At 63.6% G+C, this 26,459-nt stretch carries 21 protein-coding genes and 4 pseudogenes; 14 read left to right on the top strand and 11 right to left on the bottom strand.

Annotated elements, in window-relative coordinates:
- Positions 1–222: 222 nt before the first annotated feature.
- Positions 223–927, bottom strand: a complete 705-nt coding sequence (locus E4P09_RS26895) for a hypothetical protein (protein WP_425287023.1) — start codon at positions 925–927, stop codon at positions 223–225.
- A 79-nt stretch (positions 928–1,006) separates the two neighbouring features.
- Positions 1,007–1,396, bottom strand: a pseudogene (locus E4P09_RS15165) (Ros/MucR family transcriptional regulator); the annotation flags it as partial.
- Positions 1,397–1,629: 233 nt separating this feature from the next.
- Here E4P09_RS15165 and ybaK point away from each other — a divergent pair.
- Complete coding sequence (gene ybaK / locus E4P09_RS15160; protein ID WP_137390476.1) at positions 1,630–2,130, top strand: Cys-tRNA(Pro) deacylase; 501 nt, start codon at positions 1,630–1,632, stop codon at positions 2,128–2,130.
- An 11-nt stretch (positions 2,131–2,141) separates the two neighbouring features.
- On the opposite strand, the gene E4P09_RS15155 is transcribed toward ybaK, so the two are convergent.
- Positions 2,142–3,047, bottom strand: a complete 906-nt coding sequence (locus E4P09_RS15155; RefSeq protein WP_137390475.1) for a LysR family transcriptional regulator — start codon at positions 3,045–3,047, stop codon at positions 2,142–2,144.
- Between the two features lie 89 nt (positions 3,048–3,136).
- Here E4P09_RS15155 and E4P09_RS15150 point away from each other — a divergent pair, with 89 nt between their 5' ends.
- A complete protein-coding gene (locus E4P09_RS15150) occupies positions 3,137–3,547 on the top strand; it encodes a CidA/LrgA family protein (RefSeq protein ID WP_137390474.1) in 411 nt (136 codons plus the stop codon).
- Positions 3,537–4,232, top strand: a complete 696-nt coding sequence (locus E4P09_RS15145) for an LrgB family protein (RefSeq protein WP_137390810.1) — start codon at positions 3,537–3,539, stop codon at positions 4,230–4,232. The genes E4P09_RS15150 and E4P09_RS15145 overlap by 11 nt, the downstream gene beginning before the upstream one ends.
- Positions 4,233–4,378: 146 nt before the next feature.
- Here E4P09_RS15145 and E4P09_RS26255 read toward each other — a convergent pair.
- From E4P09_RS26255 to E4P09_RS15115, 7 genes and pseudogenes are all read right to left on the bottom strand, one after another.
- Positions 4,379–4,720 (bottom strand): annotated as a pseudogene (locus tag E4P09_RS26255) (ATP-binding protein); the annotation flags it as partial.
- Between the two features lie 54 nt (positions 4,721–4,774).
- A pseudogene (locus tag E4P09_RS15140) lies at positions 4,775–5,871 on the bottom strand (IS3 family transposase); the annotation flags it as partial.
- Between the two features lie 81 nt (positions 5,872–5,952).
- Positions 5,953–6,654, bottom strand: a pseudogene (locus E4P09_RS15135) (recombinase family protein); the annotation flags it as partial.
- A gap of 19 nt (positions 6,655–6,673) precedes the next feature.
- On the bottom strand, positions 6,674–6,865 hold the full coding sequence (locus E4P09_RS15130; RefSeq protein WP_239025218.1) for a hypothetical protein: 192 nt from the start codon (positions 6,863–6,865) through the stop codon (positions 6,674–6,676).
- Between the two features lie 568 nt (positions 6,866–7,433).
- On the bottom strand, positions 7,434–8,654 hold the full coding sequence (locus tag E4P09_RS15125) for a DEAD/DEAH box helicase (protein ID WP_239025217.1): 1,221 nt from the start codon (positions 8,652–8,654) through the stop codon (positions 7,434–7,436).
- The gene (locus tag E4P09_RS15120; protein ID WP_137390471.1) at positions 8,647–9,444 is read right to left on the bottom strand and encodes a hypothetical protein; all 798 of its coding nucleotides are present in this window, start codon (positions 9,442–9,444) and stop codon (positions 8,647–8,649) included. Before E4P09_RS15120 ends, E4P09_RS15125 begins: the two co-directional genes overlap by 8 nt.
- A gap of 464 nt (positions 9,445–9,908) precedes the next feature.
- A complete protein-coding gene (locus E4P09_RS15115) occupies positions 9,909–10,598 on the bottom strand; it encodes an SOS response-associated peptidase (RefSeq protein ID WP_137390470.1) in 690 nt (229 codons plus the stop codon).
- A gap of 425 nt (positions 10,599–11,023) precedes the next feature.
- On the opposite strand from E4P09_RS15115, the gene E4P09_RS15110 reads away from it, so the two are divergent.
- From E4P09_RS15110 to E4P09_RS15095, 4 genes are all read left to right on the top strand, one after another.
- On the top strand, positions 11,024–13,669 hold the full coding sequence (locus E4P09_RS15110) for a UvrD-helicase domain-containing protein (RefSeq protein ID WP_275406472.1): 2,646 nt from the start codon (positions 11,024–11,026) through the stop codon (positions 13,667–13,669).
- A 197-nt stretch (positions 13,670–13,866) separates the two neighbouring features.
- The gene (locus E4P09_RS15105) at positions 13,867–14,628 is read left to right on the top strand and encodes an ImuA family protein (protein WP_137390469.1); all 762 of its coding nucleotides are present in this window, start codon (positions 13,867–13,869) and stop codon (positions 14,626–14,628) included.
- On the top strand, positions 14,543–16,066 hold the full coding sequence (locus E4P09_RS15100; protein ID WP_137390468.1) for a Y-family DNA polymerase: 1,524 nt from the start codon (positions 14,543–14,545) through the stop codon (positions 16,064–16,066). Before E4P09_RS15105 ends, E4P09_RS15100 begins: the two co-directional genes overlap by 86 nt.
- Positions 16,063–19,242 carry an error-prone DNA polymerase gene (locus E4P09_RS15095; protein ID WP_137390467.1) on the top strand — a complete coding sequence of 1,060 codons (3,180 nt, stop codon included), beginning with the start codon at positions 16,063–16,065 and terminating at the stop codon, positions 19,240–19,242. The genes E4P09_RS15100 and E4P09_RS15095 overlap by 4 nt, the downstream gene beginning before the upstream one ends.
- Before the next feature lie 64 nt (positions 19,243–19,306).
- Here the strand turns inward: E4P09_RS15095 and E4P09_RS15090 are convergent, their stop codons facing one another.
- Positions 19,307–20,194, bottom strand: a complete 888-nt coding sequence (locus tag E4P09_RS15090) for an AbiU2 domain-containing protein (RefSeq protein WP_205042135.1) — start codon at positions 20,192–20,194, stop codon at positions 19,307–19,309.
- Between the two features lie 308 nt (positions 20,195–20,502).
- Between E4P09_RS15090 and E4P09_RS15085 the strand changes: the two genes are divergently transcribed.
- From E4P09_RS15085 to E4P09_RS15055, 7 genes are all read left to right on the top strand, one after another.
- A complete protein-coding gene (locus E4P09_RS15085; protein WP_137390465.1) occupies positions 20,503–21,462 on the top strand; it encodes an ArdC family protein in 960 nt (319 codons plus the stop codon).
- The gene (locus E4P09_RS15080; RefSeq protein ID WP_137390464.1) at positions 21,459–21,863 is read left to right on the top strand and encodes a DUF2958 domain-containing protein; all 405 of its coding nucleotides are present in this window, start codon (positions 21,459–21,461) and stop codon (positions 21,861–21,863) included. The genes E4P09_RS15085 and E4P09_RS15080 overlap by 4 nt, the downstream gene beginning before the upstream one ends.
- A gap of 120 nt (positions 21,864–21,983) precedes the next feature.
- Positions 21,984–22,472: a RadC family protein gene (radC, locus tag E4P09_RS15075; protein WP_137390463.1), complete on the top strand. Its 489-nt coding sequence runs from the start codon at positions 21,984–21,986 to the stop codon at positions 22,470–22,472.
- Positions 22,473–22,589: 117 nt separating this feature from the next.
- Positions 22,590–24,728: a ParB/RepB/Spo0J family partition protein gene (locus E4P09_RS15070; protein WP_137390462.1), complete on the top strand. Its 2,139-nt coding sequence runs from the start codon at positions 22,590–22,592 to the stop codon at positions 24,726–24,728.
- Positions 24,729–24,827: 99 nt separating this feature from the next.
- On the top strand, positions 24,828–25,307 hold the full coding sequence (locus E4P09_RS15065; protein ID WP_137390461.1) for a DUF6878 family protein: 480 nt from the start codon (positions 24,828–24,830) through the stop codon (positions 25,305–25,307).
- Between the two features lie 11 nt (positions 25,308–25,318).
- Complete coding sequence (locus E4P09_RS15060; protein ID WP_137390460.1) at positions 25,319–25,738, top strand: DUF6915 family protein; 420 nt, start codon at positions 25,319–25,321, stop codon at positions 25,736–25,738.
- Positions 25,739–25,800: 62 nt separating this feature from the next.
- Positions 25,801–26,106 carry a hypothetical protein gene (locus E4P09_RS15055; protein WP_137390459.1) on the top strand — a complete coding sequence of 102 codons (306 nt, stop codon included), beginning with the start codon at positions 25,801–25,803 and terminating at the stop codon, positions 26,104–26,106.
- Positions 26,107–26,459 lie beyond the last annotated feature (353 nt).

The following is a 26,459-nucleotide window of genomic DNA, read 5'->3' as shown; positions in this document are numbered from 1 at the left end:
CGGGCGACCACATGGGGAGCTGTGGTGGAATTGCCGCCTAAACCAAAGGGATTTCCGTGCGTAAATGCACAGGTTGACAAGTCTCGATTCCCTGGCGGATGCTTTGATGTGGACGCGCCGCTGCTGGAAGGACAGCTTGAGGATACTCTTACCAAAGTCGCATCGGCGACACGACCATATGCGAAAGTCTTATGGGGAGACTTGAGTGAGATCAACGACGAGCTAACATTTTTGCAATAAACCAATGAAATGGAGCATATCATGCGTGGATTTGTTGATGACATCGAGGAACTGACCGAAGGAAACACGGATTTTCGCCGTGTTCTTTATACGGCAAGAAATATGCAGCTCGTGCTGATGGCGCTTCAGCCCGGCGAGGAGATCGGCGAAGAGGTTCACGACGACGGCGATCAGTTCTTCCGTGTCGAGGACGGCGAAGGCGAAATCCTGATCGACGGCAATGTGAGCAGGATCAGGGCCGATATGGCCATGATCGTACCGGCCGGTGCGCGGCATAACGTCAAAAACACCGGGAATGAGCCGCTGAAGCTTTATACGATCTACAGCCCTCCCGAGCACGTCGACGGTGTCGTTCATCCAACCAAGGCTGAAGCCGACGCCGCGCATGAACACTTCGACGGCAAGACCACCGAATAACGCCGTTGCGCAAGCAGTGACTTGCGGCGACAACATCCATGAACGGTGTTCCTGCTTGCCCTCCCGCACCGAACCGCGAGAGGGCAGCTCTTTACTAGGAGATGACGTGAAGACCCCGATGCGCACCGGCCTTCCTGCCGCACGGCTGGGATTGCCCTTCAGAATCTGACATTCGTCATCGGTGCCGTAGTGGTGCGGGTCATCGGTGGTCTGTTCTTCGAACTGCCGTTGACCCTGCTCACCGTTCGCGATGGAGAAGCGCCGGTGCATTCAGGACGGCATCTATTGAATCGCGCAAATGGGGCGGCGAGTTGTTCCGGTGCAACCTGGGGAACGGTCGAAAGAGGCCCTATGAGAATTTGAGGCCGAGTCTCTTCCGTCTGGCAGGAGCCGCTGGCGGTTCTTCGACGGGCTTTGGCTTGCGTCCTAATCCCATCGATTTTGCCAGTGCGGAACGCGCTGCGGCGTAGTTTGGCGCGACCAGCGGATAGTCTGCCGGCAGGCCCCATTTCGCACGATATTCGTCCGGGGTGAGGCCATGGTGGGTCGACAAGTGGCGCTTCAGGGATTTGAACTGTTTTCCGTCCTCGAGACAGACGATGTAGTCCGGCGTCACCGACTTCTTGATTGGGACTGCGGGCTTTTTGGATTCTGATACGACTTCCGCGGGGACATCGGTCTGCTGCAGCAGGCTCGTATACACCCTGGAGATCAAGCCGGGCAATTCGGCGACAGGTACGGCTCTGATGATGTGACCGTCCTCCTTTGTGGATCATCGCAGACCCATCATGGCACATTGATGCCGTCGGCGGGCGGTCACATCATCAGAGCCCGCCGATCGGCTCGATCGGGCATGGGTTGCAACAAACTCCGAACGGCGGTTTCTTTCATTGAGCAGACGCAAGAAATGGCGTTTTTTTGCCGATTGCGGCGTCGGTATACGGGCAGTTTCGCCAAAACGGCAAGATCGACATGAAGAGTTCAGAACGTTATCCCGCAACCCCGGCGACCCGGGCGCTTGCAAAGGCAGGCATCGCCTTCACAACCTATATCTACGACTACGACTATGACGGGGCGGACGGCAGGCTCGGCATGCATGCGGCCGCGGCGATCGGCTTGCCTGCGGACCGGGTCTTCAAGACGCTGCTTGCCGAGGTGGATGGGACAGGGATGTGCGCGATCGTTCCCGTGGACCGCGTTCTGTCGATGAAGCGCCTCGCAGCAGCGGTCGGAGGGAAGTCGGCGATAATGATGCAACCGGACAAGGCCGAGAAGATGACGGGCTATCATGTCGGCGGGATCAGCCCTTTCGGGCATAGACGCCCTGTTCGGGCGGCGCTCGATGAATCCGCGTTGGAGCAGCCGCTCATCGTGGTCAATGGAGGCAAGCGCGGCTTCCTGATCGGGCTTTCTCCGCAGGATGCGCTGGAAGTGCTCGACGCGGTTGTCGCTCCGCTCTGCGCCGAGACGTAAAGCGCGGAAGCTTACCCGTCCGGCTTGGGATGCGTGTCGGCGCCGTGGACCTCGCGCACGAGGTCCAGCCATGCCCTGGCCGCTTGCGACAAATAGGCGTGCCGCCTCCATGCCATGACCATGCTCCATTCTGTGCCGGGTTCATCGAGAAGGACCTGACGGACCGTGGGCCTTGCGCGTTGCTCCCCGATCATCCGTGGCAGGAAGGCGACGCCAAGGCCTGCTGCGACCAGTTCGACCATGAAATCCATCTGGCTGCTCCGCGCCACGACATCGGGCTCGAACCCCGCCCACCGGCTTGCGTCGAGGATGATGCGATGAAGGCTGAAGCCGCTCTCGAAAATGATGAAGGGGGTATCCTTCAACTCGGCAAGGCGAACCGCATCGCGTGTTGCCAGCGCGTGGCCGGAAGGCAGCAGCGCCACCAGCGGTTCCTGCTTGACGGGTTGCCGGTCAAACTCCTCGGACATCGGCAGCAGGGCGCCCGCGAAGTCGATCTCGCCGGCCCGCAGCGTGTCCTCCAACTGGTCGCTGCCATGCTCCACCAGCCGTACCTCGATGCCCGGATAGCGCTGCCGGTAGAGGGCGAAGAGCGGCGCGAACAGCGTGCTGCTGCCGACCGGCGGCAGGCCGAGCCGGAGAACACCGCGCCTGAGGCCACGAATCTCGTCGAGCTCGGCCAGAAGGTCGTCGCGGTCGGCCAGCAGCTTCACGCCGCGCCGATAGACGACCTCGCCCGCCGCGGTAAGCACGCTGCGATGGCCGATCCGGTCGAGCAGAGGAAAGCCAATCTCTTCTTCGAGGTGCTTCACCGCCTTGCTGACCGTGGACTGCGTGGCGAAGACGGTCTTGGCGGCCTGGGAGAAGCCGCCTTGACGGACGACTTCGACGAAAGCGCGGAGTGGTCGAAATTCCATAACTAGTCCATATCAGAATGGAAACCAGTCGATCAATTCATTTTTATCATACTGCGTCGCGACATAGATTTCCACGCAGGAGATGTCTGATGCATAGTGCCAGATCATCAAGGTTCGTTCACCGCAACACGATTGTCCAGATCGCCCTGATCCTTGCCTTCTGGGTGGCGGGCGAGGCGACGGTGCGGCTGTCAGGCCTTCCGCTTCCCGGCGCAATGGTGGGGCTGGCGGTTCTTTTCCTGCTGCTCGCAACGCGGCGGCTGAGCGCATCTACCATGCGGCGCGGCGCGGAGTGGTTCCTTGCCGACATGCTGCTGTTCTTCGTGCCGGCGGTGCTGGCCGTGCTCGACCATCGGGAATTCCTCGGCCTTACGGGACTGAAGATCCTGTTCGTCATCCTGCTCAGCACCGCCGCCGTCATGCTGGTCACGGCCTTCACCGTCGACCGCTGCTATCGCTGGAGTCTTCACCGTGCCGCAGTTCGACCGGATCTTCGCTGAGCCGGCTGCCCAGGCCCTTATCTGGTCGGCGATCACCATCGGCTTCTACCTGCTGGCGAAACGCGTCTACCGCAGATGGCCACGCTGGTGGCTGATGCCGCTGGCCGTGACGCCGGTTCTCGTCGCCGCTGCGGTGCTCTCACTGCATGCGACCTATCACGACTACATCAGCGGAACGCGGTGGCTGGTGTTGCTTCTCGGCCCCGCCACCGTCGCCTTTGCGGTCCCGATCTATGAGCAGCGCGCCCTCATTCGCAAGCACTGGCCCGTGCTTCTCGCCGGTATGCTTGCGGGCAGCGCTGCCGCCATCGTTTCGAGCTGGGCGCTGGCCAGGCTGGTCGGATTAGACCAGACGCTGCTGCTCAGCCTGCTGCCGCGATCGATCAGCACGCCGTTCGCCATGGAGGTCTCGGGAGAGATCGGCGGCGTTCCGGATCTCACGGCGGTGTTCGTGGTCGTCACCGGCATCGCCGGCGCGGTTATAGGAGATTTGATCCTCGCGAGAATCCCGGTCGCGTCCGCGCTTGCCCGAGGGGCGTTGTTCGGCGTAGGCGCACATGGCGCCGGAACGGCGCGGGCGCACCAACTCGGCGAGACCGAAGGCGCGGTCGCCGGGCTGGTCATGGTGCTCGTTGGCCTCCTGAACGTACTCGCCGCGCCGCTCGTCGCGCGCCTGCTGGGATAGGGCCGTCGGGCAGGATTGCACCTGCTTCCCTGTCGCGGGATAGTCCCCACATGTGGGAACTCCTTGTGGCTGTTGATTTCTGCTGAGAAGTGACCCGGTATTTTCACCGAGAATTGACCCGCCTCATGGATATGATTTGGGATTGGTCAGGTGGTCAAGCCGGGTGTTTTCTCCTTTTTGGTTTTGACGGTTTGGGCCGAGCTGTTTTTGAACCGGAAGCTGTCGTTTCCGGTCTCGAGGATATGGCAGTGATGGGTCAGCCGGTCGAGCAGCGCGGTCGTCATCTTGGCGTCGCCGAATACGCTGGCCCATTCGGCAAAGCTGAGATTGGTGGTGATGATTACGCTGGTGCGCTCATAGAGCTTGCTCAGCAGATGGAAGAGCAATGCTCCTCCTGAAGCGCTGAAGGGCAAATATCCGAGCTCATCAAGGATCACCAGATCGGAATGGATGAGCCGGTTGGCGATCTGCCCGGCCTTGCCCTGGGCCTTTTCCTGCTCCAGCGCATTGACCAGTTCGACGGTCGAAAAGAAGCGAACCCGCTGGGGATGCATCGGAGCACCGCGCACATGGCTCATTTTCCGGGCCTTGATATATTCCGCCAGTTCGCCCGCGATATAACTCGGGCCATTATCCGACAGCAGCCGAGGCTTGTGCAGCACGGTGGCGTTGTCGCAGCCCGAGGACTTGAGAGCGCGGTCCAGCGTGTCGGTCACATCCTCGGCCCGCATATTGGTGCATAGCTTCCAGGCGATGATGTAGCGCGAGAAGTCATCGAGCACGGTCGACAGATACAACCAGCCCCCGATGATCTTGAAGTAGGTGAAATCGGTCTGCCACATCTCGTTTGGTCGGGTGGTTTTGGTGTGGAACTGATCGGCGGCCTTGATCACGACATAGGCCGGGCTGGTGATCAGATCATGGGCCTTCAACAGGCGGTAAACCGTGGCTTCGGACACGAAGTAGCGCTTCTCATCGGTGAAGCGCACCGCTAACTCGCGCGGTGACAGCTCGCTGTAATCGAGCGCCATCTCGACGATCTGGTCCTGGGTGTCGTCGCCGATGCGGTTCCACACCCGGCTCGGCGCCGATGGTCGATCTTCCAGCGCCTCCGGCCCGCCCACGAGATAGCGGTCATACCAGCGGTAGAACGTCCGGCGAGCAATGCCGAGCTGGTCCAGCGTGTGCTTGGCGGGCAGGTGCGACTGCTCGACGATCCGAATGATCTCGAGCTTCTCGGATGCGGGATACCTCATTCGTCGTCGCCCCCATCCGCGATCATGCTTTTTTTAAGCAGGCGATTGTCCAGCGTGAGGTCGGCAACACATTCCTTCAGGGCGCGGGCTTCACGACGCAGGTCATGCACTTCGCCGGTGGTCGCAGCACGGGCGGTGTCTCCAGCGAGACGGCGCTTGCCGGCCTCCATGAACTCCTTCGACCAAGTGTAATACAGGCTCTGCGCGATGCCTTCCTTGCGGCACAGTTCGGCAATGCTGTCCTCACCGCGCAACCCATCGAGCACGATGCGGATCTTATCCTCGGCCGAGAAGTGCCGACGGGTCGCACGGCGGATATCCTTCACCACCCGCTCAGCAGGGACCTTCACCGGAGATTTTTTCAAGGAGGTTTTGGGCTTCATCTTCGTTCCTTCATCACTACGACGAAGCCCAAAACCTCCTTAACTTACAACCTCAAACCTGTGCCATGGGTGCTGACGGCGGACATACATCTCGTTGTTGAGGATGCCGTTGCCGCGCTTCGGGTTCCCGTTGATCGTGCTGAAGCCCCAGTCGCCGCCTGACGGAGCGGGAATGCCTTCCTTGTTCAGGGCGAAGGCGATGGTCTTGGCCGATTTGCCGGCGGCATAGTCGCTGAAGATGCGGCGCACGACTTCGGCCTGGAATTCGTTGATGGTGCGATCGCCGCGGATCGGCTCGCCGTTCGCATCGAACTTCTTGACCACATCGTAGCCATAGGCATTGCCGCCGCCCGATTTGCCCGCCTCGACGCGGCCGCGCTGCCCGCGGCGGGTCTTGTCGGCCAGATCCTTCAGGAAGAGCGCATTCATTGTGCCCTTGAGCCCGACATGCAGGTGCGTCACCTCGCCTTCCGAGAGGGTGAACATCTTCACGTCGGCATAGGACATGCGCTTGAAGATGCCCGCGATGTCTTCCTGGTCGCGGGAGAGGCGGTCCATCGCCTCGGCGAGGATCAGGTCAAAGCGGCCACCCATAGCGTCGGCCATGAGCGCCTGAATGCCCGGCCGGATCAGCGAGGCGCCGGAGATCGCGTGGTCCGAATATTCCTCGACGATGTGTCAGCCCTGCTTTTCGGCATGGAGGCGGCACATACGGAACTGGTCGGCGATGGAAGCGTCGCGTTGATTGTCGGAAGAATAGCGGGCGTAGATCGCGACTTTCAAAACTTGGCTCCCATCCGTATCAGGAGGAGCGCTTCCTCCTTTGCCGTGGCATCTTCACTTCCTCTGCATAGCACTCCTGCGCCGCCTGCCTCGCCAGGATGCCGACCAGACGCAGAAGGCGTGGGTCGGGATTGCCGCGTGGCGTAAACGTCAGCTCCGGCTCGTCCAGCAGCAAGGATTCGAGCAGCGCTTCGCGCTCTCCTCCTGTCATCTTTGCCGGGTTTCCTGGGGCTCGCAAGGTCATAACTTGCAGCATTCGCCCCGAGGGAAGCATAAGCAACGGAAATTGAAGGCGAATATTCGGCGGCAATTGGCGCGGGTGAGCGTGCTATCGCGTAGCCCAGCGTGTCCTGGCGAGCCATGGCGTAGCAAAATAACCTATCGGAATCCCTCGCTGGCCCGGTCATCATTGGCCTCGTCGCCTGTCCTCATGAGGTCATTGACTGTGGGCGCAACCTTATCGTATTGTAATTCGCGATACAAGTCGCGATATGCCGACCAAGGAGATTCGCCATGGCCACGACCGCCGAACGCAAGGAATACCCGATCTCAATGCGCCTGCCCGAGGCGGNTCTCGTGGATAAAGACTTGCCGCCCGGCCCAGGGATGCCATGGGTAAAGAAGCTCGCGCTCAAAATCGATCCCGTGGGCGTTCCGTCGTCGAGTTGTATAACAGTCGAAGACCGCACTCAGCCTTCGACGGCAGGACACCCGATGAGGTCTATGCTACGGCAGAAATGACGGAGCAATTGGCGGCGTAGAAACAACCCGGATCCACCTTAGCCAAGCCGCCAAGCTGTCTCACCAGGCGGGACCACCTCTGTGACTTGGCCGAGCTCCACCACTTCGGCGATGCCGACATCCTCATCGACATCAGCGAGAATGCTGTAGTCTTGGAAAGTGCCCTTGAGCGCGCGCTGGGTTTGACCGACAAGCGCATGGGTCGGCGCGAGGAAGATGACGCGCTCTCCGCGCAGCAGCGCGGTCGCGATCTTGAGTTCAGCGAGCGTCGACTTGCCCCCGCCGGTCGGAAAGCTGATCGCCGAGGAGATGCCTTGTTCTAGATAACCCATCGCGATCGCTTGGCGATGATTGCGCCACAGATAAGGCCGCTGGCGCGCCATACGGCGCAGCGTTTGCCACCATCCATTTTCGTCGACGCCCCCAGGGGTAGGGATACGAGCGAGGGCGGTCGCAAGCAGATCGCCTTCCAGGCCAAGTAGTAAATTCGCGAGGTGCAGTGGGCCGGGATAGAGGCTGAGTAATGTCTCTCCGCTCATACCGGCACCCTCGACCGGTTCACTCGCCAGCGCCCTCACCTGCGCAAATAGCGTGCTCGCCGGCACCATGCCACCGGCGTCGGGCGCAAGATCTACACGTAGGCGCAGCTGGCGGGCGAGATTGGTGACGCCGCGCAACAGCAACAGCCGCAGCGCATCGAGCGCGCGCAAGTGAAGATCGTCGCTTTCGTCATCTATCTCTGGCTCGCCGGCGCTGACGATTCCACCCAGCCGACCTTGGGCGAGGCCTCGGATCGCGAGCAGCAGCGCGCGCTCGATCGGACCGGCGTCGGGTGCGGGAATGATGCGCTTGGAAGCCTCGGCAGCATCAGCATGAGCTTCTGCCAACAAGAACAGCAAGGTGGCGCAGATGTCCGAGCTGATCGCAGCCATATCGACATGGCTGTTGGCGTCGACGTTGCGCAACGCCAGCGAGATCGCTTGGTGGGCCGATGCGGCGACGAAAGCGGCCGAGGCGCGATTCTCACGATCGGGCAGTAAGGCGGCATAGGTCTCATGCGCCGCGGCGATGCGGCGCAACTCGGCGACGGTCGCCGCTAGTGCCGCATCTTCCACGTCGGCGGTCGCGCCGCGCAGGCGGATGCGCGCCGAAACGATATCAGCAAATGCCTCGGTCAACCGCTTAGGCAAATTGTCGAGGTCGAGCCCCTCGAGTGGAGGCGCCGCGCGTATTAGCGCCGCAGTTGTCGGATCAAACATTCGCGATGGCCTTGATCTTGACGATCACGCGCGCGGCGAAGCTCGCCATCCAGCTGCGCATCGTCGGAAGGTATATGGTGTCGGCGCGGCGGCGCGCTGCCGCGCCGGGCACGGAGTCGTCAAAGCCCTTGAAAAGCCTGGCACGGGCATCGGCATCATTGTGCGTGTCGCCGATAGTGATGCTGACACGATAGCGTCGGGCCTCGTGCCATAGCGTGTTGGCGATCGCAGTATCGAGGTCGAACTCCGGATCAGCTGCGGCGCGTGCATCGAGCATTCCGCTAACTTCTTGGCTGAGTTCGTTCAGTCGGTCGCCCTTTTCGAGCGCGACGATGCCCGGCCAGACATCGTCGCGGATGGTGTCGCGGGCATTGTCGGTGGCCTTGTCCTCGAAAACGACAACTGCAACGACGGCGGTGCCAGCGGCATTCAGTTCGAGCTGCATCCCGTCAAGGCCTTTGTCGGCCTTTCGGATATGCGGCATCCGTGTCAGCGAGGCGGAAGGCTGCTGGTGTGCAGCGATCCACGATATCGCTTGGAATAGCCAGCCGTCGCGGTGCCATGGATCGTCGCCATCGGCGAGGGTTAGCTGCTTGATCGCCGCATTCGCCTGTTCACTATTGGCAGTAGGCCCCGGCACGCCCGCACCGGTCAGAATCTTAGCGACGTGACGATACTGGCCGAGCACGATTCGTGCGACTCGCTCGGCGAGCACGTCCTCATCGACGACGGTCCATGCCCAGCCGTGGCAGAGTTCGCCATGGTTTATTGGGATAAGCGTCAGGGTCATGACGCGCTAGAAAGCCAAGCGAACCGCAGCGAGCGCAACCGAGCTGGCATCGACTCCGACGCGACGCGTTCTGAACTTCGCAACTGACAGCCCTCTTCTCATTCGCTGGAGGCGAAGCCAACAGCTGATTTATTCGATTCAGTGTTGCTCTTGCTTTTAGCCCCGAGCCTTTGACGCTACCACGGGAACAAAGTCGACGCGACTATCGATCACCGCCAGATACGTAGATCTGGCTGTGGAGATTAAGAAGGGCAGTAAACCCAAGGGAATGCTCAAGCTGATTGGTAGCTTTAGAAATCTGCGAACTAAGAGCTGCCGGCCAGGAATTGGTCCAGCTATCGCTGTTAGGTTTGGAAACACTGGTCAGTTCGCCAATTGGTGTCAATTTGCACTGCCGACTCTTGGCAAGCGCCGCCGCTAACTGTCCTTCCTCTTTCTGACCCCTTCACCCTCCTGATCATTGTTCAGATGCCCGGCATCATGCCATCGGCGGCTGCGCCGGCTGGCGTCTCAAGGATCACCAGCCGATCATCAGGCAGCGGCCGTTGTAGCGCCTTGGCTTCCTTCCAATCGGCCGTGAGCCAGGTCTCGACCTCGTCGCGGCTCGTCAGGATGGCGGGCATGGCCTTCGGATGAATCGGCTTCACCACGCCGTTGGCATCGGTAGTCAGGAAGGCGAACAGCTGATGATCGCCGGGGCGTGGGGTGCGGTTCGATCCGCGGGTTCCGCGCCATGGCGTCCAGATCCCCGCGAAGAAGAACAGGGGCTGGGCCTCGTCGAGGGCGAACCAATGCAGCGGTTTGCGCCGCGTTACCGGGTCGGGTTTTTGCCCGTATTCGGAAAAGGCGGTGGCCGGGACCACGCAGCGATGCTCGCCACCGAGCCATTTGCGCCAATGGGGGCTGCCTGGGTTGCGGATATTGGTGACGCCCGTGTCCGGCGCGTCGCGGGATTTCAAATACTCGATGGGCGTAGGCATGCCCCAGGTCAACGAGGCCAGTTCCCGCCCGCCATCGATGTTGCGCACCACAGGCGCCGGCCGGTCGGGGTAGACGTCGATCGACGGTTCGAGATTGCCGATACTGTCATGGGTAGCGGCCACGAACTCCCGGATCGCCTGCTGGTTGGTCGTAATGCGATACAGGTTGCACATGGCCCCGCCTCTCCTCGTTGCGATTTCATCGACGGTGGCTAGCGTTCGCGGCTACGCGGTTGCCCGAGCACTCGTAGGCGCAGTCGATGACCTTTATCGGTGCGCGCCGCAGCCGAGTGCAAGACGTGCCGCCGCTGCGCGTTTGTGCCATGCCTTGCCAGTCTTGCCCAGTTACAGGATGATCGAATGGATACTGTAGTCAGTGACGTTGAATTAGTTGCGTACACCTAACGGCAAATCACAAGGGTTCAGGCGAGCGGGTTCCGATCGATCGCCTGGTGACCTGGACAGCCGACCTGGCAGCAAAGGCTCTGATGCTTGGACGATCTCGCACATTCCGCCCCAGCCTATGGGCACGCCTTTTCTTGTCGGAGAATTGGAGGTTAATCCTCAGCGCCTCGTCTCGGGACCGCATTCGGTTAAGAATGGCGGCAGAGGACGAAATCCAGTGCCTTGAAGTCACTTCTGTTTCGTCGACGAAGGCATTGCTTTGGCACACTGTCGAGATACGGTCGAAGGGTCGCATCGACGCACTGTCAGGGCTGACTGCCAAGATGGCTCATACACTCCGCGACGACCTCCTGGCCTTTGTGAACCGACATCTCGCCGAACTCATCGATTCCGACAAGGAACACTTGCGGGAGGTCGACACAAAAGTTCTCGCGATTACGGACAGCAACAGGCAATACCTCGCCCATGCCGATGTCAGCCGGGCGATCGCCAGCGTCCCGGGAAAAGCGTCGCAGGCCTTGTCGCACCCGCTGTTTGACGCCCTTCTCATCCCGGATTCGCTAAGGGCTTATCTCTCGACCTCGTTCTCCATGCTCTCCGACCCGAGCGTTCGCAGCCGCTACAACGAAAACTTCGTGGTTCACGAAATGCAAAAGTTCGACGGGTTCTTCTCGAACCTGGGCGGCTTCTCGCTTTCCAAAGAGCAGCGAGAGGCCTGCATCCGGCTCGAGGACAACAATTTGCTGGTGGCCTCAGCCGGCTCCGGCAAGTCTGCGACCATGGTGGGGAAAGTCGCCTACGTGCTCGAGAAGGGCCTGTACCACCCGAGCGAAATTCTCGTCCTTGCGTTCAACAAAAGTGCAGCCGATGAGCTGAAAGAGCGGATCGCAAAGCAGCTCAAGATCGATGAGGACGCGCTGGAATGCAGGGTGACCACGTTTCACGCGCTCGGCCGGGGGATCATCGAAGAGACTGAGGGACGACCACCACAGCTGGCCAACTGGGTCGAGCATCCTGCCGGCGAGGCCCGAGTGATCGACAAAATTATTCGCGAACTGATGGACACGAGCGCAGAGTTTCACCGGCTGTGGATCGACCTCCTCTCAATTTTGCCGAAGGCGGATATTCCTGCGGAGGTCTTTGATTCCGAGGCGGATTACAATCGCTACATCGCCGACCGGAACGACAAGGGCGGCGGTATCATCGGCACCCTGGCGCCGGACGTCTACGTCAGGTCGCTGCAGGAGCAGCGGATAGTGAACTGGCTCTGGGTCAATTCGGTCCATTTCGAGTACGAGAAGCAGATCTCGTTCGAGGAAGAGGACGGGAACCGGCGGTTTGTCCAGCCTGATTTCCACTACCCGCTGACCAACACGTTCCATGAGCATTTCGCGATCAACGCGGATGGCTCTTCGCCCTTCGAGAACTACCTGGAGCACACGAAGGCCAAGCGGGCCGGATACAAGCGGGAGGAGCTGGACTTCTTCGAAACGACGTCCGCGCAGGCACAGGACGGAACGCTCTTACCGCATCTCGAGGCGGAGCTGGTCAAACGCGATATCCCGCTCGCGAAGAAGAGCGTCGAGGAGATCCTCAAGGCGATCGATCCAGTGGTGATCACCCACTACCAGAAGCTGATCGGCGTGTGCATCAAGCACATCAGAGCCAGCACGCTAACTCTGGACATGCTCCTCGAGCGGGCAAAATCTCTTCATGACAAACCGCGCGCGCAGCACTTTGCGCGTGCGGTGTGGCTGATCACCGAAGCCTACGGCCGCAAGCTCGACGAGGCCAAGCGTATCGATTTCGATTCGATGATCGGCGATGCAGTGCAGCTCGTCGAGACGGGGCGATACCAGAGCCCATTCTCGCTGATCCTGATCGATGAGTTTCAGGACATTTCAGATCCTCGGGCCAATCTGATCAAGGCGCTCAAACACCAGAAGCCCTTTACAAAGGTTTTTGCTGTCGGGGACGATTGGCAATCGATCTACCGTTTCGCCGGATCGGACATCACGATCTTCACGCAGTTCGAAGCGAATTTCGGCGCCTGCTGGCAGGGCCGATTGGAGCAAACGTACCGGTGCAACCAGCTGTTGGCTGAAACCGCCGCGCGCTTCGTTCAGCGCAATCCGGAGCAGATCAAGAAGACCGTGCGTTCAACACGCGCTGCCATACCGCGCTCAATCCGCGTTATTCCCGTTAGTGTCGAATGGCGCAAGCCAAGCTTTCCTACGGCGTGCTTCCAGCTGCTTGAGCGCTTGAACGTCTTTCTCGAGGGCATCGCTGGTCAATGGCGACAGGAGCCGGGACAAAAGCTAAAGGTTCTGGTCTTGTGGCGCTACAACCAGTTGGACCCATTCGGCGGTCAGGCCCCTGGTTTCTCCAGTATCGATGTAGCTGGTTTGTCGTTTCACCGCTCGAAAGGTCTCGAAGCGGACTACACAATCCTGCTGGACGTCAGCGAAGGCGACTACGGCGTTCCAAGCCGGATCGAAGACGACGAATTGCTCAATCTCGTCATCCCTCGGCCTGAAACCTTCGACTATGCGGAGGAACGCCGCCTCTTCTATGTCGCGCTCACCCGTGCCAGCAGGGGGACATTCATCCTGTGCAATGGACGCAAGCCTTCCCGGTACATTCGGGAGCTTTGCGAGATTGCCGGGGACGACGTCCGGTTCGAGACCGTCGACGGAATGGAACTCGATCAATGTCCCCGCTGTCTGGTCGGGCAGATGGTGGAGCGGCGAGGGCGGAACGATACGGTATTCTACGGTTGCACTCAGTATCCTGAGTGCCGCCACACCCGTCAGGTTGCCCCGGAATCCGTACGGGCCTGACCTGTTTCGCCCAAGCCGGCCGACCGTAGGCTTGGCGGCCGCCACTCTCCTTGCGAATCCTCTACGCCACCTTAGGCCATCGTGCTCCGTCGATCACTTCCGGGGTGGCCGAGATTGACTCTCGACCCACAAGAGAACAAATAAAGAACATAGCAACGGAATCGACCAGTGCAAAGCCCCGGAGACGCCATCCTCATATGCCCAGCCGTGCAGACAGCCCAGCCATTGCCGACCTCCGGGCGCGCATAGCGCGCCTCGAAGGCGATGGCGCGCGTCCGCACGAGGTGCTGCCCTTCGGGATCGCGCCGCTGGATCGCAAGCTGCCCGGTGGCGGGCTGGAGCTCGGATGCCTCCATGAAGTCGCCGGAGGCGGCAACGGGGCGGTGGATGGCGCGGCTGCGGCCTGTTTCACAGCCGGGATCGCCGCCCGCACTACCGGCCAGGTGCTCTGGTGCGTGGCACTCCAGGATCTCTTCGCACCGGGGCTGGAGCAGGCCGGACTGCGGCCCGGCCGGGTGATCTTCGTCGAAGCCGGAGACGACAAGGCCGTTCTGGCCTGTATGGAGGAAGGGCTGCGGCATGGCGGGCTGGGGGCGGTCGTCGGCGACGTCGCGCGCCTGCCGATGACCGCCTCGCGGCGGCTGCATCTGGCCGCGAAAGGCTCGGCGACGATTTGCATCGCGCTGCGCCGTTGGCGGCGGCAGGCGGAGGCCAGCGATTTCGGGCAGCCGACGGCGGCGATGACCCGCTGGCGGATCTCGGCGCTGCCGTCCTCGCCCCTTCCGGTTCCCGGCGTCGGGCGGCCGCGCTGGCTGGTCGAGCTGATCCGGGCGCGGGCGGGCGAATGTCTCGATATCGAACTGGAGGCGTGCGATGGCTCGGGTCATCTCCGTCTTCCTGCCGAACTGGCCGACAGACCGGTTGCGGCGGAAGGCGGGCGACGCAGCGCCGCCCGGTGAGGCGCCGCTGGTCATTGCCGGAAGGGAGAAGAACCGCCGGGTGGTGACGGCGGCCGATCCGGCCGCGCGGGCGCTCGGCCTGCGTCCCGGCATGCCCGTCACCAAGGCCCAGGCGATGGTGCCCGGCCTCCATATCGAGCCCGCCGATCCGCGGGCCGACCTGGACAGCCTCGAACGTCTCGCGCTCTGGGTGCTGCAACGCTTCTCGCCGATCGTCGCCGTTGACGCTCCGGACGGGATTGTCATCGACGCGACCGGCGCTACCCATCTGCATGGCGGTGAGGCGGCCATGCTGGAGGCGCTGACCGGGCGACTTGTCATGTCCGGCGTCACCGCCCGCGCCGCCATCGCCGATAGCTGGGGCGCGGCCCATGCGCTGGCGCGCCATGCGGCCGATCCGCTGTTTGTTGCCCCGCCCGGCGAAACCGTTCCGATCCTCACGCCGCTTCCGCTGCAAGCCCTGCGCCTGCCGCCCGCGATCGCAACGGGTCTGTACGATCTCGGCTTTGTCCGCATCGGCGACCTGGTCGGGCAGCCGCGCGCGCCCTTGACCCGGCGTTTCGGGCTGGAGCTCTGCCGGCGTCTCGATCAGGCCCTGGGTGCGGTCGCCGAACCCATCGAGCCGATCCGACCGGAGGAGCTGGTCTCCGTCCGCCGCGTCTTCGCCGAACCGATCGGCGCCGCCGAGACCATCGCGCGCTATATCGGCAAACTGGTTATGGCGCTCTGCGAGGCGCTCGAAACGCGGGGCCTCGGCGCGCGCCGTCTCGACCTGCTCTGCCACCGCGTCGACAACCGGGTCGAGGCGGTGCGCATTGGCCTGGCCATGCCGGTGCGGAATCCCGCGCGCCTGACCCGGCTTCTCTGCGACAAGATCGAGACCATCGCGCCGGGCTTCGGCATCGAGATCATGTCGCTGACCGCCACCCTGGCCGAGCCGCTGGCCTTGAAACAGGCGGCCAGCAGCCTGATCGAGGAGGGGGCACCGGATCTCTCCGGCCTGATCGACACGCTGGCGAACCGGGTCGGCGCGCGGGCGGTCTATCGCTTCGCGCCGGTGGCGAGCGATGTGCCCGAACGCTCGGTCTGCCGCCTGCCAGCGCTTGCCGAGGATGCGGGTGCGGGCTGGCCCGACCATTGGCCGCGCCCGTCGCGGCTCCTCGCCCGGCCGGAGCCGATCGAGACCATGGCGCTCCTGCCGGACCATCCGCCGAACTGGTTCTCCTGGAAGGGCGTGCGCCGACGTGTCCGCCGGGCCGACGGCCCCGAGCGCATCTTCGGGGAATGGTGGAAACGCGATGCCGAACTGATCGCGGTGCGGGACTATTTCCGGGTCGAGGACGATGCCGGCGAACGCTTCTGGATCTTCCGCTCCGGCGATGGCGAGGATGCGGGCACCGGCTCGCATCGGTGGTTCCTGCACGGGATATTCGGATGAGCGCGCCCGCCTACGCCGAATTGCAGGTGACGTCGCATTTTTCCTTCCTGCGCGGCGCCTCATCGGCCGAGGAGCTCTTCGCCGCGGCGGCCGCGATGGGGATCGAGGCGCTCGCCGTGACCGATCGCAACACGCTGGCCGGTATCGTCCGCGCCCATGAGGCGGCGAAGGAGGCGGGCGTGCGGCTGATCGTCGGCTGCCGCCTCGATCTCGTCTGCGGCATGTCGGTGCTGGTCTATCCGACCGACCGGGCGGCCTGGTCACGGCTCTGCCGCCTGCTCTCGCTGGGCAAGGGGCGGGCGGGCAAGGCGCGCTGCCATCTCGATTGGGACGATCTGGTCGCCTATGGCGAGGGTTTGATCGCGGTCCTGGCGCCGGACCTTGCCGACGAGACCTGCGGTCTGCGTCTGAGGCGCCTGCACGATGCCTTCGGGACCCGCGCCTATCTCGGCCTGACGCTGCGGCGGCGCCCCAATGACCAGATGCGCATCTGGGAGCTGTCGACGCTCGCCGCGCGCCTCGGCGTGCCCACCGTCGTGACCAATGACGTGCTCTTCCATGAGCCCGGACGCCGCATTCTGCAGGATGTCGTCACCGCGATCCGGCACAATGTCACTGTCGATGCGCTCGGCACCCGGCGCGAGCGCCATGCCGACCGTTATCTGAAGCCGCCCGCCGAAATGCACCGGCTCTTCGCGCGCTGGCCCGAGGCACTGGCCCGGACGCGTGAGATCGCGGATCGCTGCCGCTTCTCGCTCGACGAGCTGCGCTATCAGTATCCCGAAGAGCGCGACGATCCGGCGCTGAGCCCGCAGGAAACCCTGGCACGGCTGACCTGGGAGGGCGCCGCACACCGCTATCCCGAGGGTGTCCCCGACGAGGTGACCGCCGCGCTGGAGCATGAGCTGGCCCTGATCGGCAAGCTCGAATACGCGCCCTACTTCCTGACGGTGAACAGCATCGTCCGCTTCGCCCGGTCGCGCGGCATCCTCTGCCAGGGGCGCGGATCGGCGGCGAACTCCGCCGTCTGCTATGTGCTCGGCATCACCGCGATCGATCCCGGCCGCAACGATCTTCTCTTCGAGCGCTTCGTCTCCGAGGAGCGCCGGGAGCCGCCCGACATCGATGTGGATTTTGAGCATGAGCGGCGCGAGGAAGTGATTCAGTGGGTCTATGAGCATTACGGCCGCGAGCGCGCGGCTCTTACCGCGACCGTCATCCGCTACCGCTCCAAGGGCGCGCTGCGGGACGTCGGCAAGGCCTTGGGGCTTCCCGAAGACCTGATCCAGACGCTGTCCGGCCAGCTCTGGGGCTGGTCCGAGGCCGGCGTGACCGAGCAGCAGCTCCGCGATCTCAACCTCAACCCGGAGGATCGCCGGTTGCGCCTGACGCTCGAACTGGCGGCCCAGCTTCGCGGCGCGCCCCGGCATTTGTCGCAGCATCCGGGCGGGTTCGTGCTGACCCATGACCGGCTCGACGATCTCGTGCCCATCGAGCCTGCGGCGATGGAGGGGCGCCAGATCATCGAATGGGACAAGGACGATATCGACGCGCTGCGTTTCATGAAGGTCGATGTCCTGGCGCTCGGCATGCTGAGCTGCATGCGCCGGGGGCTCGATCTCCTGGCCGAGCACAAGGATATCCGACTCGATCTGGCGTCGATCCCGGCCGAGGATCCGCGCACCTATGCGATGATCCGCAAGGCCGACACGCTCGGCACCTTCCAGATCGAGAGCCGGGCGCAGATGTCCATGCTGCCGCGCCTGAAGCCCCGGACCTATTACGACTTGGTGGTGCAGGTCGCGATCGTGCGGCCGGGGCCGATCCAGGGCGATATGGTTCATCCCTATCTGCGCCGGCGCGAGGGCCTGGAAGAGGTCGACTATCCCCGGCCCGAGCTGGAGAAGGTGCTGGGAAAGACGCTCGGCGTGCCGCTGTTCCAGGAACAGGCGATGCGCGTCGCCATCGAATGCGCGGGCTTCACCGCCGGCGAGGCCGATCTCCTGCGCAAGAGCATGGCCACCTTCAAGCATACCGGCGGGGTTTCGAAGTTCCGCGACCGGCTGATCTCGGGGATGATCGCGCGCGGCTATGAGGAGGAGTTCGCTGCCCGGACCTTCCAGCAGCTCGAAGGCTTCGGCTCCTATGGTTTTCCGGAAAGCCATGCGGCGAGCTTCGCTCTGATCGCCTATGCCTCGGCCTGGCTCAAATGCTGGCATCCGGATGTCTTCTGCGCCGCGCTCCTCAACGCCCAGCCCATGGGCTTTTATGCGCCGGCCCAGATCGTGCGCGACGCGCGCGAGCATGGGGTGGAGGTCCGCCCGGTCTGCATCAATGCCTCCCGCTGGGATTGCACGCTGGAGCCGACCGGCGACGAAAGCCGTCTCGCGGTCCGTCTTGGACTGCGAATGGTCAAGGGCCTCGCCAATGCCCATGCCGCCGCCATCGTGGCGGCGCGGGGCGATGAGAATTTCACCTCGATCGCCGATCTCTGGCGGCGGGCCGGCGTTCCCGTCGCGGCGCTCGATCAGATCGCCGCGGCCGATGGATTCCGTCCGGCTTTCGGCCTCGCCCGGCGCGAGGCGCAATGGGCCATCAAGGGGCTGCGCGACGAGGAACTGCCGCTCTTCGCCGCCGCCTCGGACCGTGAGGGGCGGACCGTTCCGGAACTCGACGAGCCTGCGATCGCGCTGAGAGCGATGCCCGCCGGTCGCGAGGTGGTCGAGGATTACGGGCATATCGGCCTGTCGCTGCGCCGCCATCCGGTCTCCTTCCTGCGCGAGGACCTGGCGAAGCGCCGGATCGTCAGCTGCGCCGAGGCGATGGCGGCGCGCGACCGGCGCTGGCTGGAGGCGGCAGGGATCGTCCTGGTGCGCCAACGCCCCGGCTCGGCTAATGGCGTCATGTTCGTCACGCTCGAGGACGAGACCGGCATCGCCAATCTCGTCGTGTGGCAAAAGGTCTTCGAGCGCTATCGGCGGGTCATTCTCTCATCGAGCATGATCGCCGTGAGGGGCCGCGTTCAGCGCGAGGGCGAGGTCGTGCATCTTGTCGCCCATCGGATCGTCGATCTGTCGCGGGATCTGGCGACTGTCGGGCAGCGCGAGGCGGCTGCGGCCGAGAAGCAGGGGCCGGTGGCCGGCGGCATCAGGGTGAAGGCGCGGGATTTCCGGTAAAGCCGGTGGCTTTGACAGAAGGCGGTATCGGTTCGAACCAAGGAATCGGCTTGCCTCTCGGGGATCACAGATCTTCTGGCCCGATCGACCATTCTGCGATTTCTCTATCGATCAATCGCCATTGTTCTGCAAGGTCGGCAAGGTCGGCGGTGTCTACAACAGGATGATCGAGGCCCTCGAATTGGTCACCGAGATATGTGGCGAGGCCCGCACCGCCTTCGTTGGCGAACCACACTCCGACCAGATCCGCGATTTCCTTCAACTGCCTGAGAGTCTTTTCAGCATCGCGAATGTCGAAATCACCAAGCTCCCTGTCCTGCCGACTTTGCTTGTTCCCGGCATGAGCAACATGCGAGTTAACGTGCTCGGCAATTCGATCAAGGCGGGCAAGCCGAGTTTCGATCTTCTCGAAGACCGTGTCCGAGATCAGATTGCTCGGGTTACGCTCTGACGCAGAAACGCCGCTCAAAACATCGAAATGCCGATGCGCGGCCTCACTTTTCATGAGCTCTGGATCGCCCCACACCGGACGCCCCTTCGCGGCGACGAGGTGGTCATGTTGTTCTTGATGCAGGCGATCGAGATCGTATTGCGCGTCAAGCACTTTCTCGACGTAGATTCTCCTGGTCAACCAGTTTTGGCTCGCTTTCACGTCGTTGACGACAGATCGGATCGAGTAAACTCCCTTGGGGCCTTTTATCGGGGCCTTATCGAGAAGTCGGCGAGTGCCGAGAAGCAGGCTTGACCAGTATCCCTCGGAAACGAGATTGAACATCATCTGGTTAAGCGGGGGTCTCGAGCCTCTCTTCTCATTTGCAAGACGGACGATCCGAACCGTCGTGCGAAAGGCGGCGTAGTTCCAGAGCAGATCCTGAATGGTTCTGTGGATGCCCGTTGTCTCGTCGCGAAAAGCATCCCGCCACGCGGCGATGTGCTGGTCATGCTGCGTCATTAGTTTTCCAAGCCTGAGCGCCAAACTCACCTCATCATACCGGCAGACGCCAACACCGGCGACGGCTATTCGCTTCTGATTCTTCCTTCGCGCGGGCTCGTTTTATTGTTCCCGCGAATAAACGCGCATCTTGCCGTGGGCCTGAAGGGGGAAGGCCTTCCCCCTGGCCGGCACTATCGTTGCCGGCGCACCCCCTTCAGCGGGGAGACCCCGCAACGCCCCCTGAGAGGGAGAGTGCGGACGGGTTTTCCGTGACGGGTTGAGGGCTGGAGGAGTGGCCTCCGGCGCCCGTCGCGGAGATCATCCCGATGGCCAGAAAGGACCGCGCTCGCCCAGGCGGCGCCCGCAGCAATCTCTATGACGACATCACCGACAAGATCATCGCCGAGCTGGAGGAAGGGCGGCTGCCCTGGGTCCAACCCTGGGGGACGGCGGCGGCGAAGGCGCCGCTCGCCATGCCGAGGAATGCCGCGACCGCGCGGCAATATTCCGGGATCAATGTCCTCATCCTCTGGGGCGCAGTGGTCCAGCACGGCTATCCGACCCAGCATTGGCTCACCTTCCGGCAAGCACTCTCGCTGGGCGGAAATGTCCGCAAGGGCGAGCGCGGCACCACCGTCGTCTACGCCGACCGCTTCACGCCGGAGGACGAGAAGCGCCGCGCCCAGGAGTCGGGCGAAGAAGCCAGCAGCATTCCGTTCCTGAAGCGCTTCACCGTGTTCAACGCGGCGCAATGCGAGGGCCTGCCCGAGGACATCGCCTTCGAGGCCCCGCCACCGCCGCCCGGCATGATCGAGCCGAAGGTCGAGGCGCTGATCGAGGCGACCGGGATCGATTTCCGCATCGGCGGGGATCGCGCCTTCTATGTTCCGGCGCTCGACTACGTGCAGGTGCCGCCTCCGGCCGCCTATTTCGAGCCGATCAACTGGCACAGGACGGCGCTCCACGAGATGGGGCATGCCACAGGCCATGCCTCGCGCTTGGGGCGGGATTTTTCGGGCAGCTTCGGCACGAAGAAATACGCCTTCGAGGAGCTGGTCGCCGAGATGAACGCGGCCTTCTGCTGCGCCTCGCTCGGCATCGTGCCGACCGTGCGCCACGCCGACTACATCGGCTCCTGGCTGGAGGTGCTGCGCGAGGATAACCGCGCCATCGTCCGCGCCGCTTCGCAGGCGAGCAAGGCGGCCGACTGGCTGCTCGCGCATCTGCCCGACGAGGACGGCGCTGAATCGGTTGCGGCCTCGACCGAGCGGAGGGTGGCGGCATGATCCTCCTGACCCGTACCCAGCGTGCGCAGCTCCTCGCCAATGGCCGGCAGCGCGGCGCCGATCACGTCCCCGTCGTCAAATTCTTCAATCCCTTCGGCGAGGGCGTCTGGCTCGCGACCGAACTCGATGAGGACGGTGACCTCATGTTCGGCCTGGCCGATATCGGCTGTCCCGAAATCGGAAGCTGGAGCTTCAGCGAGCTTGAATCGATCCGGCTGCCCTTCGGTATGGGCATCGAGCGCGACCTGCTCTTCACCGGCGATTTCCCGATCTCGGTCTGGGCAGACGCGGCCGGGACCGCCGGCGGCATCCGCGCGGCCGAGCGCGTTCTCTACAGCCGCGCCCGCGACAGCGCCGGATCGACCCTGGAACCCGCCGATACGGAAACCCGGAAAGCCTGATCTCCGGCTCTCCGGCATTGCGATCCCGCGCCGCTCTCTCCGAGGCAGAGGGCGGCGCTTCTCGCCGTGACGCGGTGAAAGTCCCGGCACCCGGCCGGCTGCCCGTCGGGGAATACGAACATGACGCGACATCTGAGGAAACCCGCCATCGACCCGCAGCCTCTCCGGTTCTCGGCCCAGGAGCAGGCTGTCGTCTATGAAGCCCGCCAGATCCTGCTGCGCCACCTCAGCCAGAACCCGGTCCTGTCCTCCTGGCAGGCGGTTCTGGACTATTGCGCCCTCACGATCCGCGGCGAGGTGGAGCGCTTCCATGTCCTCTATCTCGACCGGAAGAACCGGCTCATCTCGGACGAATGCCTCGCCATCGGCACGATCGATCACGTCCCGGTCTATCCCCGGGAAGTGCTGCGGCGGAGCCTGGCGCTCAACGCCTCCGCGCTGATCATCATCCACAATCACCCGGCCGGTGATCCCGAGCCCTCGGCCGCCGATCTCGCGATGACGAGGGAGATCCAGAAGGCCTGCGCGGCTCTGGGTGTGACGCTGCATGACCACATCATCACTGGCGCCGGCCGGGAGACCAGCCTGCGCGCCCGAGGCGAGATCTGATGGTCATGGGAATTGCGCCGGCGCGGGGCCGGGAGAGTGAAAGGAGGGATGGGGAGTTCGCGACGGGCTGGTTGCCGGAGAGAGAGGCTCCCCGGCGTCCGTCATGGAGTGAAGAACATGGCCACTGCCGTTCAGAAGATCACCCTGTCGTCCTCGCGCGACATCCCCTTCAACAAGCTGGTGCTCTCCCAGGCGAATGTCCGGCGGGTCAAGGCCGGTATTTCGGTCGAGGAACTGGCCGAGTCCATCGCCCGGCGCGGCCTGATCCAGTCGCTGCATGTCCGGCCGGTGGTCGATGCCGAGGGGAAGGAAACCGGCATGTTCGAGGTGCCTGCCGGCGGCCGCCGCTACCGGGCGCTGGAACTGCTGGTGAAGCAGAAGCGGCTCAACAAGACCGCCCCGGTGCCCTGTGTCGTGTCGGAGGCCGGCGCCGGCATCCTGATAGACGAGGTGTCGCTCGCCGAGAATATCGAGCGCGCGCCGCTGCATCCGCTCGACCAGTTCCGCGCCTTCCAGGCCATGGGCGAGAAGGGCATGACCGAGGAGGAAATCGCGGCGGCCTTCTTCGTCGACGTCAAGGTCGTGAAGCAGCGCCTGCGCCTGGCATCGGTCTCTCCCGCGCTGCTCGACATCTATGCCGAGGACGGCATGACCCTCGAACAGCTCATGGCGTTCACCGTCTCGGAGGATCATGCGCGCCAGGAGCAGGTCTGGGAGGCGATCAAGGACGGCTGGCAGAAGGAGCCCTATTACATCCGTCGCCTGATGACCGAGACCACGGTCAGGGCCTCGGACAAGCGGGCGGCATTCGTCGGCATCGCGGCCTATGAAGAGGCTGGCGGCTATGTGCTCCGCGATCTCTTCCAGTCCGACGATGGCGGCTGGCTGCAGGACGCCGTCCTGCTCGACCGTCTCGTCACCGAGAAGCTCAAGGCCGAGGCCGAGACCGTCGCGGCCGAGGGCTGGAAATGGATCGAGATCGCCGTGACCTTTCCCTATGGTCATGACCACGGATTGCGGGAACTCGTCGGCACCACGGTCAATCTGACCGAGGAGGAACGCGCGACCCGCGAAGCGCTGCGCGACGAATACGACCGGCTCGAGGCCGAATATTCCGAGGCCGACGAGCTGCCCGACGAGGTCGACCAGCGCCTCGGTGAGATCGAAGAGGCGCTGGAGACCTTCGATCACCGTCCCATGACCTATGCGCCCGAGCAGATGGCCCGGGCCGGGGCCTTCGTCAGCATCGACTCCGATGGAACGCTGCTGGTCGAGCGTGGCTATGTCCGGCCCGGGGACGAGGCGACGGCCGAGCCCGAGGGCGGCGATGGCGCTGACGCTGCGGGCACGGCGACCGAGGACGATCAGCCGGCTGGCGTCCAGCGCGCCGTGATTACGGTTGGCGGATCCCCCACCGAAACAGACGAGGAGGAGGATGAGGTCGAGACGATCCGGCCGCTTCCCGACCGCCTGGTCAGCGAGCTCACCGCGCATCGCACGCTCGCCTTGCGCGATGCCGTGGCGACGAACCCCCATGTCGCCATGACCGCGCTTTTGCACCGGCTGGTCACGGACACATTCCTCCCGCATTCCACGCGGGGTTGCATCGAGGCCCAGGTCCGCGATGTGCATTTCCCGGCGCAGGCCGAGGATCTGCGCGACAGCGCCTCGGCGCGGGCGGTGGCAGAACGGCACGAACGCTGGGGCGATCATATCCCCGCAGATGACGCGGCGCTCTGGGACTGGCTGGCCGATCTTGACGACGGCTCCCGCATGGAGCTTCTCGCCCATTGCGTGAGCTTCGGCGTCAACGCGCTCTACGAGAAGCCGAACCCCTATGGCGGCATGGGAGTCAGCCAGCACGGCCTCGAGGTGAGGCTGGCGCAGGCCGACAGGCTGGCGCGCGCCACCGGGCTCGATATGGTGGCGGCTGGCTGGCGTCCGACAGTGGAGAATTATCTCGGCCGCGTGACCAAGCCTCGCATTCTCGAAGCCGTGCGCGAGGGGGCGGGCGAACGGGCAGCCGAGCTGATCGACCACCTGAAGAAGGGTGACATGGCCAAGGAGGCCGAGCGCCTGCTCGCGGAAACCGGCTGGCTGCCCGAGCCGCTGCGCATGATCGACCCCGGCGCGGAGACAGACGCTATGGCCTCCGCCGATGTCGAGGCCGACGAACTGCCAGAGTTCCTGGCAGGCGATAGCGAGGATGAAGACCTCGCCGAGGAGGAGGAGCAGCACATGGTCGCCGCTGAATGACCTCCGCATGCGGGGCGGCTCCGGCCGCCCCGCATCTTCCCTCTCGATTTTCCATCCGCCCGGCCACCGCGCCCGGCGCTTTTTCTTCAGGAGCTAACGATGACCGACGATACCGAAGCCGCGCCTGACACCAGCTCGGCGCTCGCCGAGTGGAGGACGCTGGATGCCCTTCGTGCCCAGCTCGAGGCCGAACTGTTCAACCTCAACAAGGGCGTGCTGCTCGATGCCCTCGCATCCGCGGGCGTCACGCATGTCGTCGTGACCTTCGACGGCTATGGCGATTCCGGTCAGATCGAGAATGTCGAGGTCCGGTCTGGCGACGATGCCATCCCGATGCCCGAGGGCACGATCGAGATCGCGCAAGCCGTCTGGGGCCAATCCGAGCCGGACCGATCCATCATCGCGATAGCGACGGCCATCGAAAGCCTGGCCTATGACGTGCTGGAGCGGACGCATTGCGGCTGGGAAAACTCCGACGGCGCCTATGGCGACATCACCTTCGATGTGGCGGCGCATGCGATCACGCTCGACTACAACGAGCGCTACACCGCCACCGAAAACTTCACGCATCAGTTCTGAGGGAGGCGGCAATGGGACATTGTTATCATCACGCGCTGTCCTCGGCGCGCAAATGGGGTGGCGCCGCGGAGGACTATCTGCCGCTGCATCAGTGGTTCGATGAATCGAAGGAGATCACCGCCGACTTCCGGCATCGGGCTCTGCGCCATCATGCCCAGGGCATATTCGAACTGGAGCGGGTCTTCGGGCCGACCATCACCGTCTTGACCGGCCGCGTCGTCCCCGTCCGATTGATCGGCGAACAGCATGTGCTGGAGGATCTCGGCTTCATTCCGAGCTTTGCCGATTGGGTGCGTTCGATCCGGCCCCAGCCCTGGATGGGCCGCGCCCAGCCGATTCACAAGCTGGTCGACCCCTTCGCCGCTGCGGCTGACAGTGAGCCGGACGCAAGCGGTCCACCGCATCCGGGGTCCGGCCCAGGGGCAGCCTGACCACGACCATCCCCCACAATCCGCCCGGTCCTCGTGACCGGGCTTTGCATTGGAGAGCCCCAATGACCGGATTGATCGATATCGACGAGATCTTCCGCCACGACGTCGGCAATCCCCCGGCCGAGCGCTCGCTGCCCTGGGAGGAGACGCGCGACGGCGTCACCGTGGTGGTGGAGCCCAAGCCCCATTGGGCCGAGGACATGCGGGCGTTCCGCCTCGATGCCCGCGAATATTGCCGCTACGCCGACTGGACCGCGCATGGCGCCAGGGCGCGGTTTTTCGGCCATGTCGACACGTCGGGCGACGAGGTGATGATGAAGGCCCGCGCCATGATCGCGCGCGAAATCGCCGATGGGCTCTGGGACTGAGCGGCAAGGCTGGTTCCGCCCCCATGTGGCGCCGCCGGTTATCGCTTTGCCGGCAGTGATGGACCGGGCTCCAGCTTCGCCATTAGCCATCGATGTCATGGGTGACGGTTGCCGTCCGGCCCCGTACGAACACGAATTTTCGGCCAGCGCGCCAGCAAGGCGGGCGGGACGAGGCATCTGCGACGGGTCTCGGGCATCCGGTCAGATGCAAGGCACCACCCCCCGCTTCCATTCGCAAACCTTGGTCTGATCCGCTTCTTTGCATTCAACCCCAAGGGGTCGGCTTGACGCTGCGCGTGCCGCCCTCGCGGATTCGGGGGAACCCGAACGCGCGAGCGTGAGTGCAGATACGG

Source organism: Rhodoligotrophos defluvii (assembly GCF_005281615.1).
Taxonomy (GTDB): domain Bacteria; phylum Pseudomonadota; class Alphaproteobacteria; order Rhizobiales; family Im1; genus Rhodoligotrophos; species Rhodoligotrophos defluvii.
The sequence above is the reverse complement of the archived record's forward strand: the minus strand, read 5'-3'. Positions and strand labels throughout refer to the sequence as shown.

Coding starts and splice junctions, on each gene's coding strand:
- E4P09_RS15100 (WP_137390468.1), top strand. CDS start 14,543: ATGGCTCGGGTCATCTCCGTCTTCCTGCCGAACTGGCCGACAGACCGG.
- E4P09_RS15070 (WP_137390462.1), top strand. CDS start 22,590: ATGGCCACTGCCGTTCAGAAGATCACCCTGTCGTCCTCGCGCGACATC.
- E4P09_RS15120 (WP_137390471.1), bottom strand. CDS start 9,444: ATGACCCTGACGCTTATCCCAATAAACCATGGCGAACTCTGCCACGGC.
- E4P09_RS15060 (WP_137390460.1), top strand. CDS start 25,319: ATGGGACATTGTTATCATCACGCGCTGTCCTCGGCGCGCAAATGGGGT.
- E4P09_RS26895 (WP_425287023.1), bottom strand. CDS start 927: ATGCACCGGCGCTTCTCCATCGCGAACGGTGAGCAGGGTCAACGGCAG.
- E4P09_RS15155 (WP_137390475.1), bottom strand. CDS start 3,047: ATGGAATTTCGACCACTCCGCGCTTTCGTCGAAGTCGTCCGTCAAGGC.
- E4P09_RS15130 (WP_239025218.1), bottom strand. CDS start 6,865: ATGACAGGAGGAGAGCGCGAAGCGCTGCTCGAATCCTTGCTGCTGGAC.
- E4P09_RS15110 (WP_275406472.1), top strand. CDS start 11,024: ATGGCGGCAGAGGACGAAATCCAGTGCCTTGAAGTCACTTCTGTTTCG.
- E4P09_RS15095 (WP_137390467.1), top strand. CDS start 16,063: ATGAGCGCGCCCGCCTACGCCGAATTGCAGGTGACGTCGCATTTTTCC.
- E4P09_RS15080 (WP_137390464.1), top strand. CDS start 21,459: ATGATCCTCCTGACCCGTACCCAGCGTGCGCAGCTCCTCGCCAATGGC.
- E4P09_RS15085 (WP_137390465.1), top strand. CDS start 20,503: ATGGCCAGAAAGGACCGCGCTCGCCCAGGCGGCGCCCGCAGCAATCTC.
- E4P09_RS15115 (WP_137390470.1), bottom strand. CDS start 10,598: ATGTGCAACCTGTATCGCATTACGACCAACCAGCAGGCGATCCGGGAG.
- E4P09_RS15150 (WP_137390474.1), top strand. CDS start 3,137: ATGCATAGTGCCAGATCATCAAGGTTCGTTCACCGCAACACGATTGTC.
- E4P09_RS15065 (WP_137390461.1), top strand. CDS start 24,828: ATGACCGACGATACCGAAGCCGCGCCTGACACCAGCTCGGCGCTCGCC.
- E4P09_RS15055 (WP_137390459.1), top strand. CDS start 25,801: ATGACCGGATTGATCGATATCGACGAGATCTTCCGCCACGACGTCGGC.
- E4P09_RS15125 (WP_239025217.1), bottom strand. CDS start 8,654: ATGTTTGATCCGACAACTGCGGCGCTAATACGCGCGGCGCCTCCACTC.
- E4P09_RS15090 (WP_205042135.1), bottom strand. CDS start 20,194: ATGACGCAGCATGACCAGCACATCGCCGCGTGGCGGGATGCTTTTCGC.
- ybaK (WP_137390476.1), top strand. CDS start 1,630: ATGAAGAGTTCAGAACGTTATCCCGCAACCCCGGCGACCCGGGCGCTT.
- E4P09_RS15105 (WP_137390469.1), top strand. CDS start 13,867: ATGCCCAGCCGTGCAGACAGCCCAGCCATTGCCGACCTCCGGGCGCGC.
- radC (WP_137390463.1), top strand. CDS start 21,984: ATGACGCGACATCTGAGGAAACCCGCCATCGACCCGCAGCCTCTCCGG.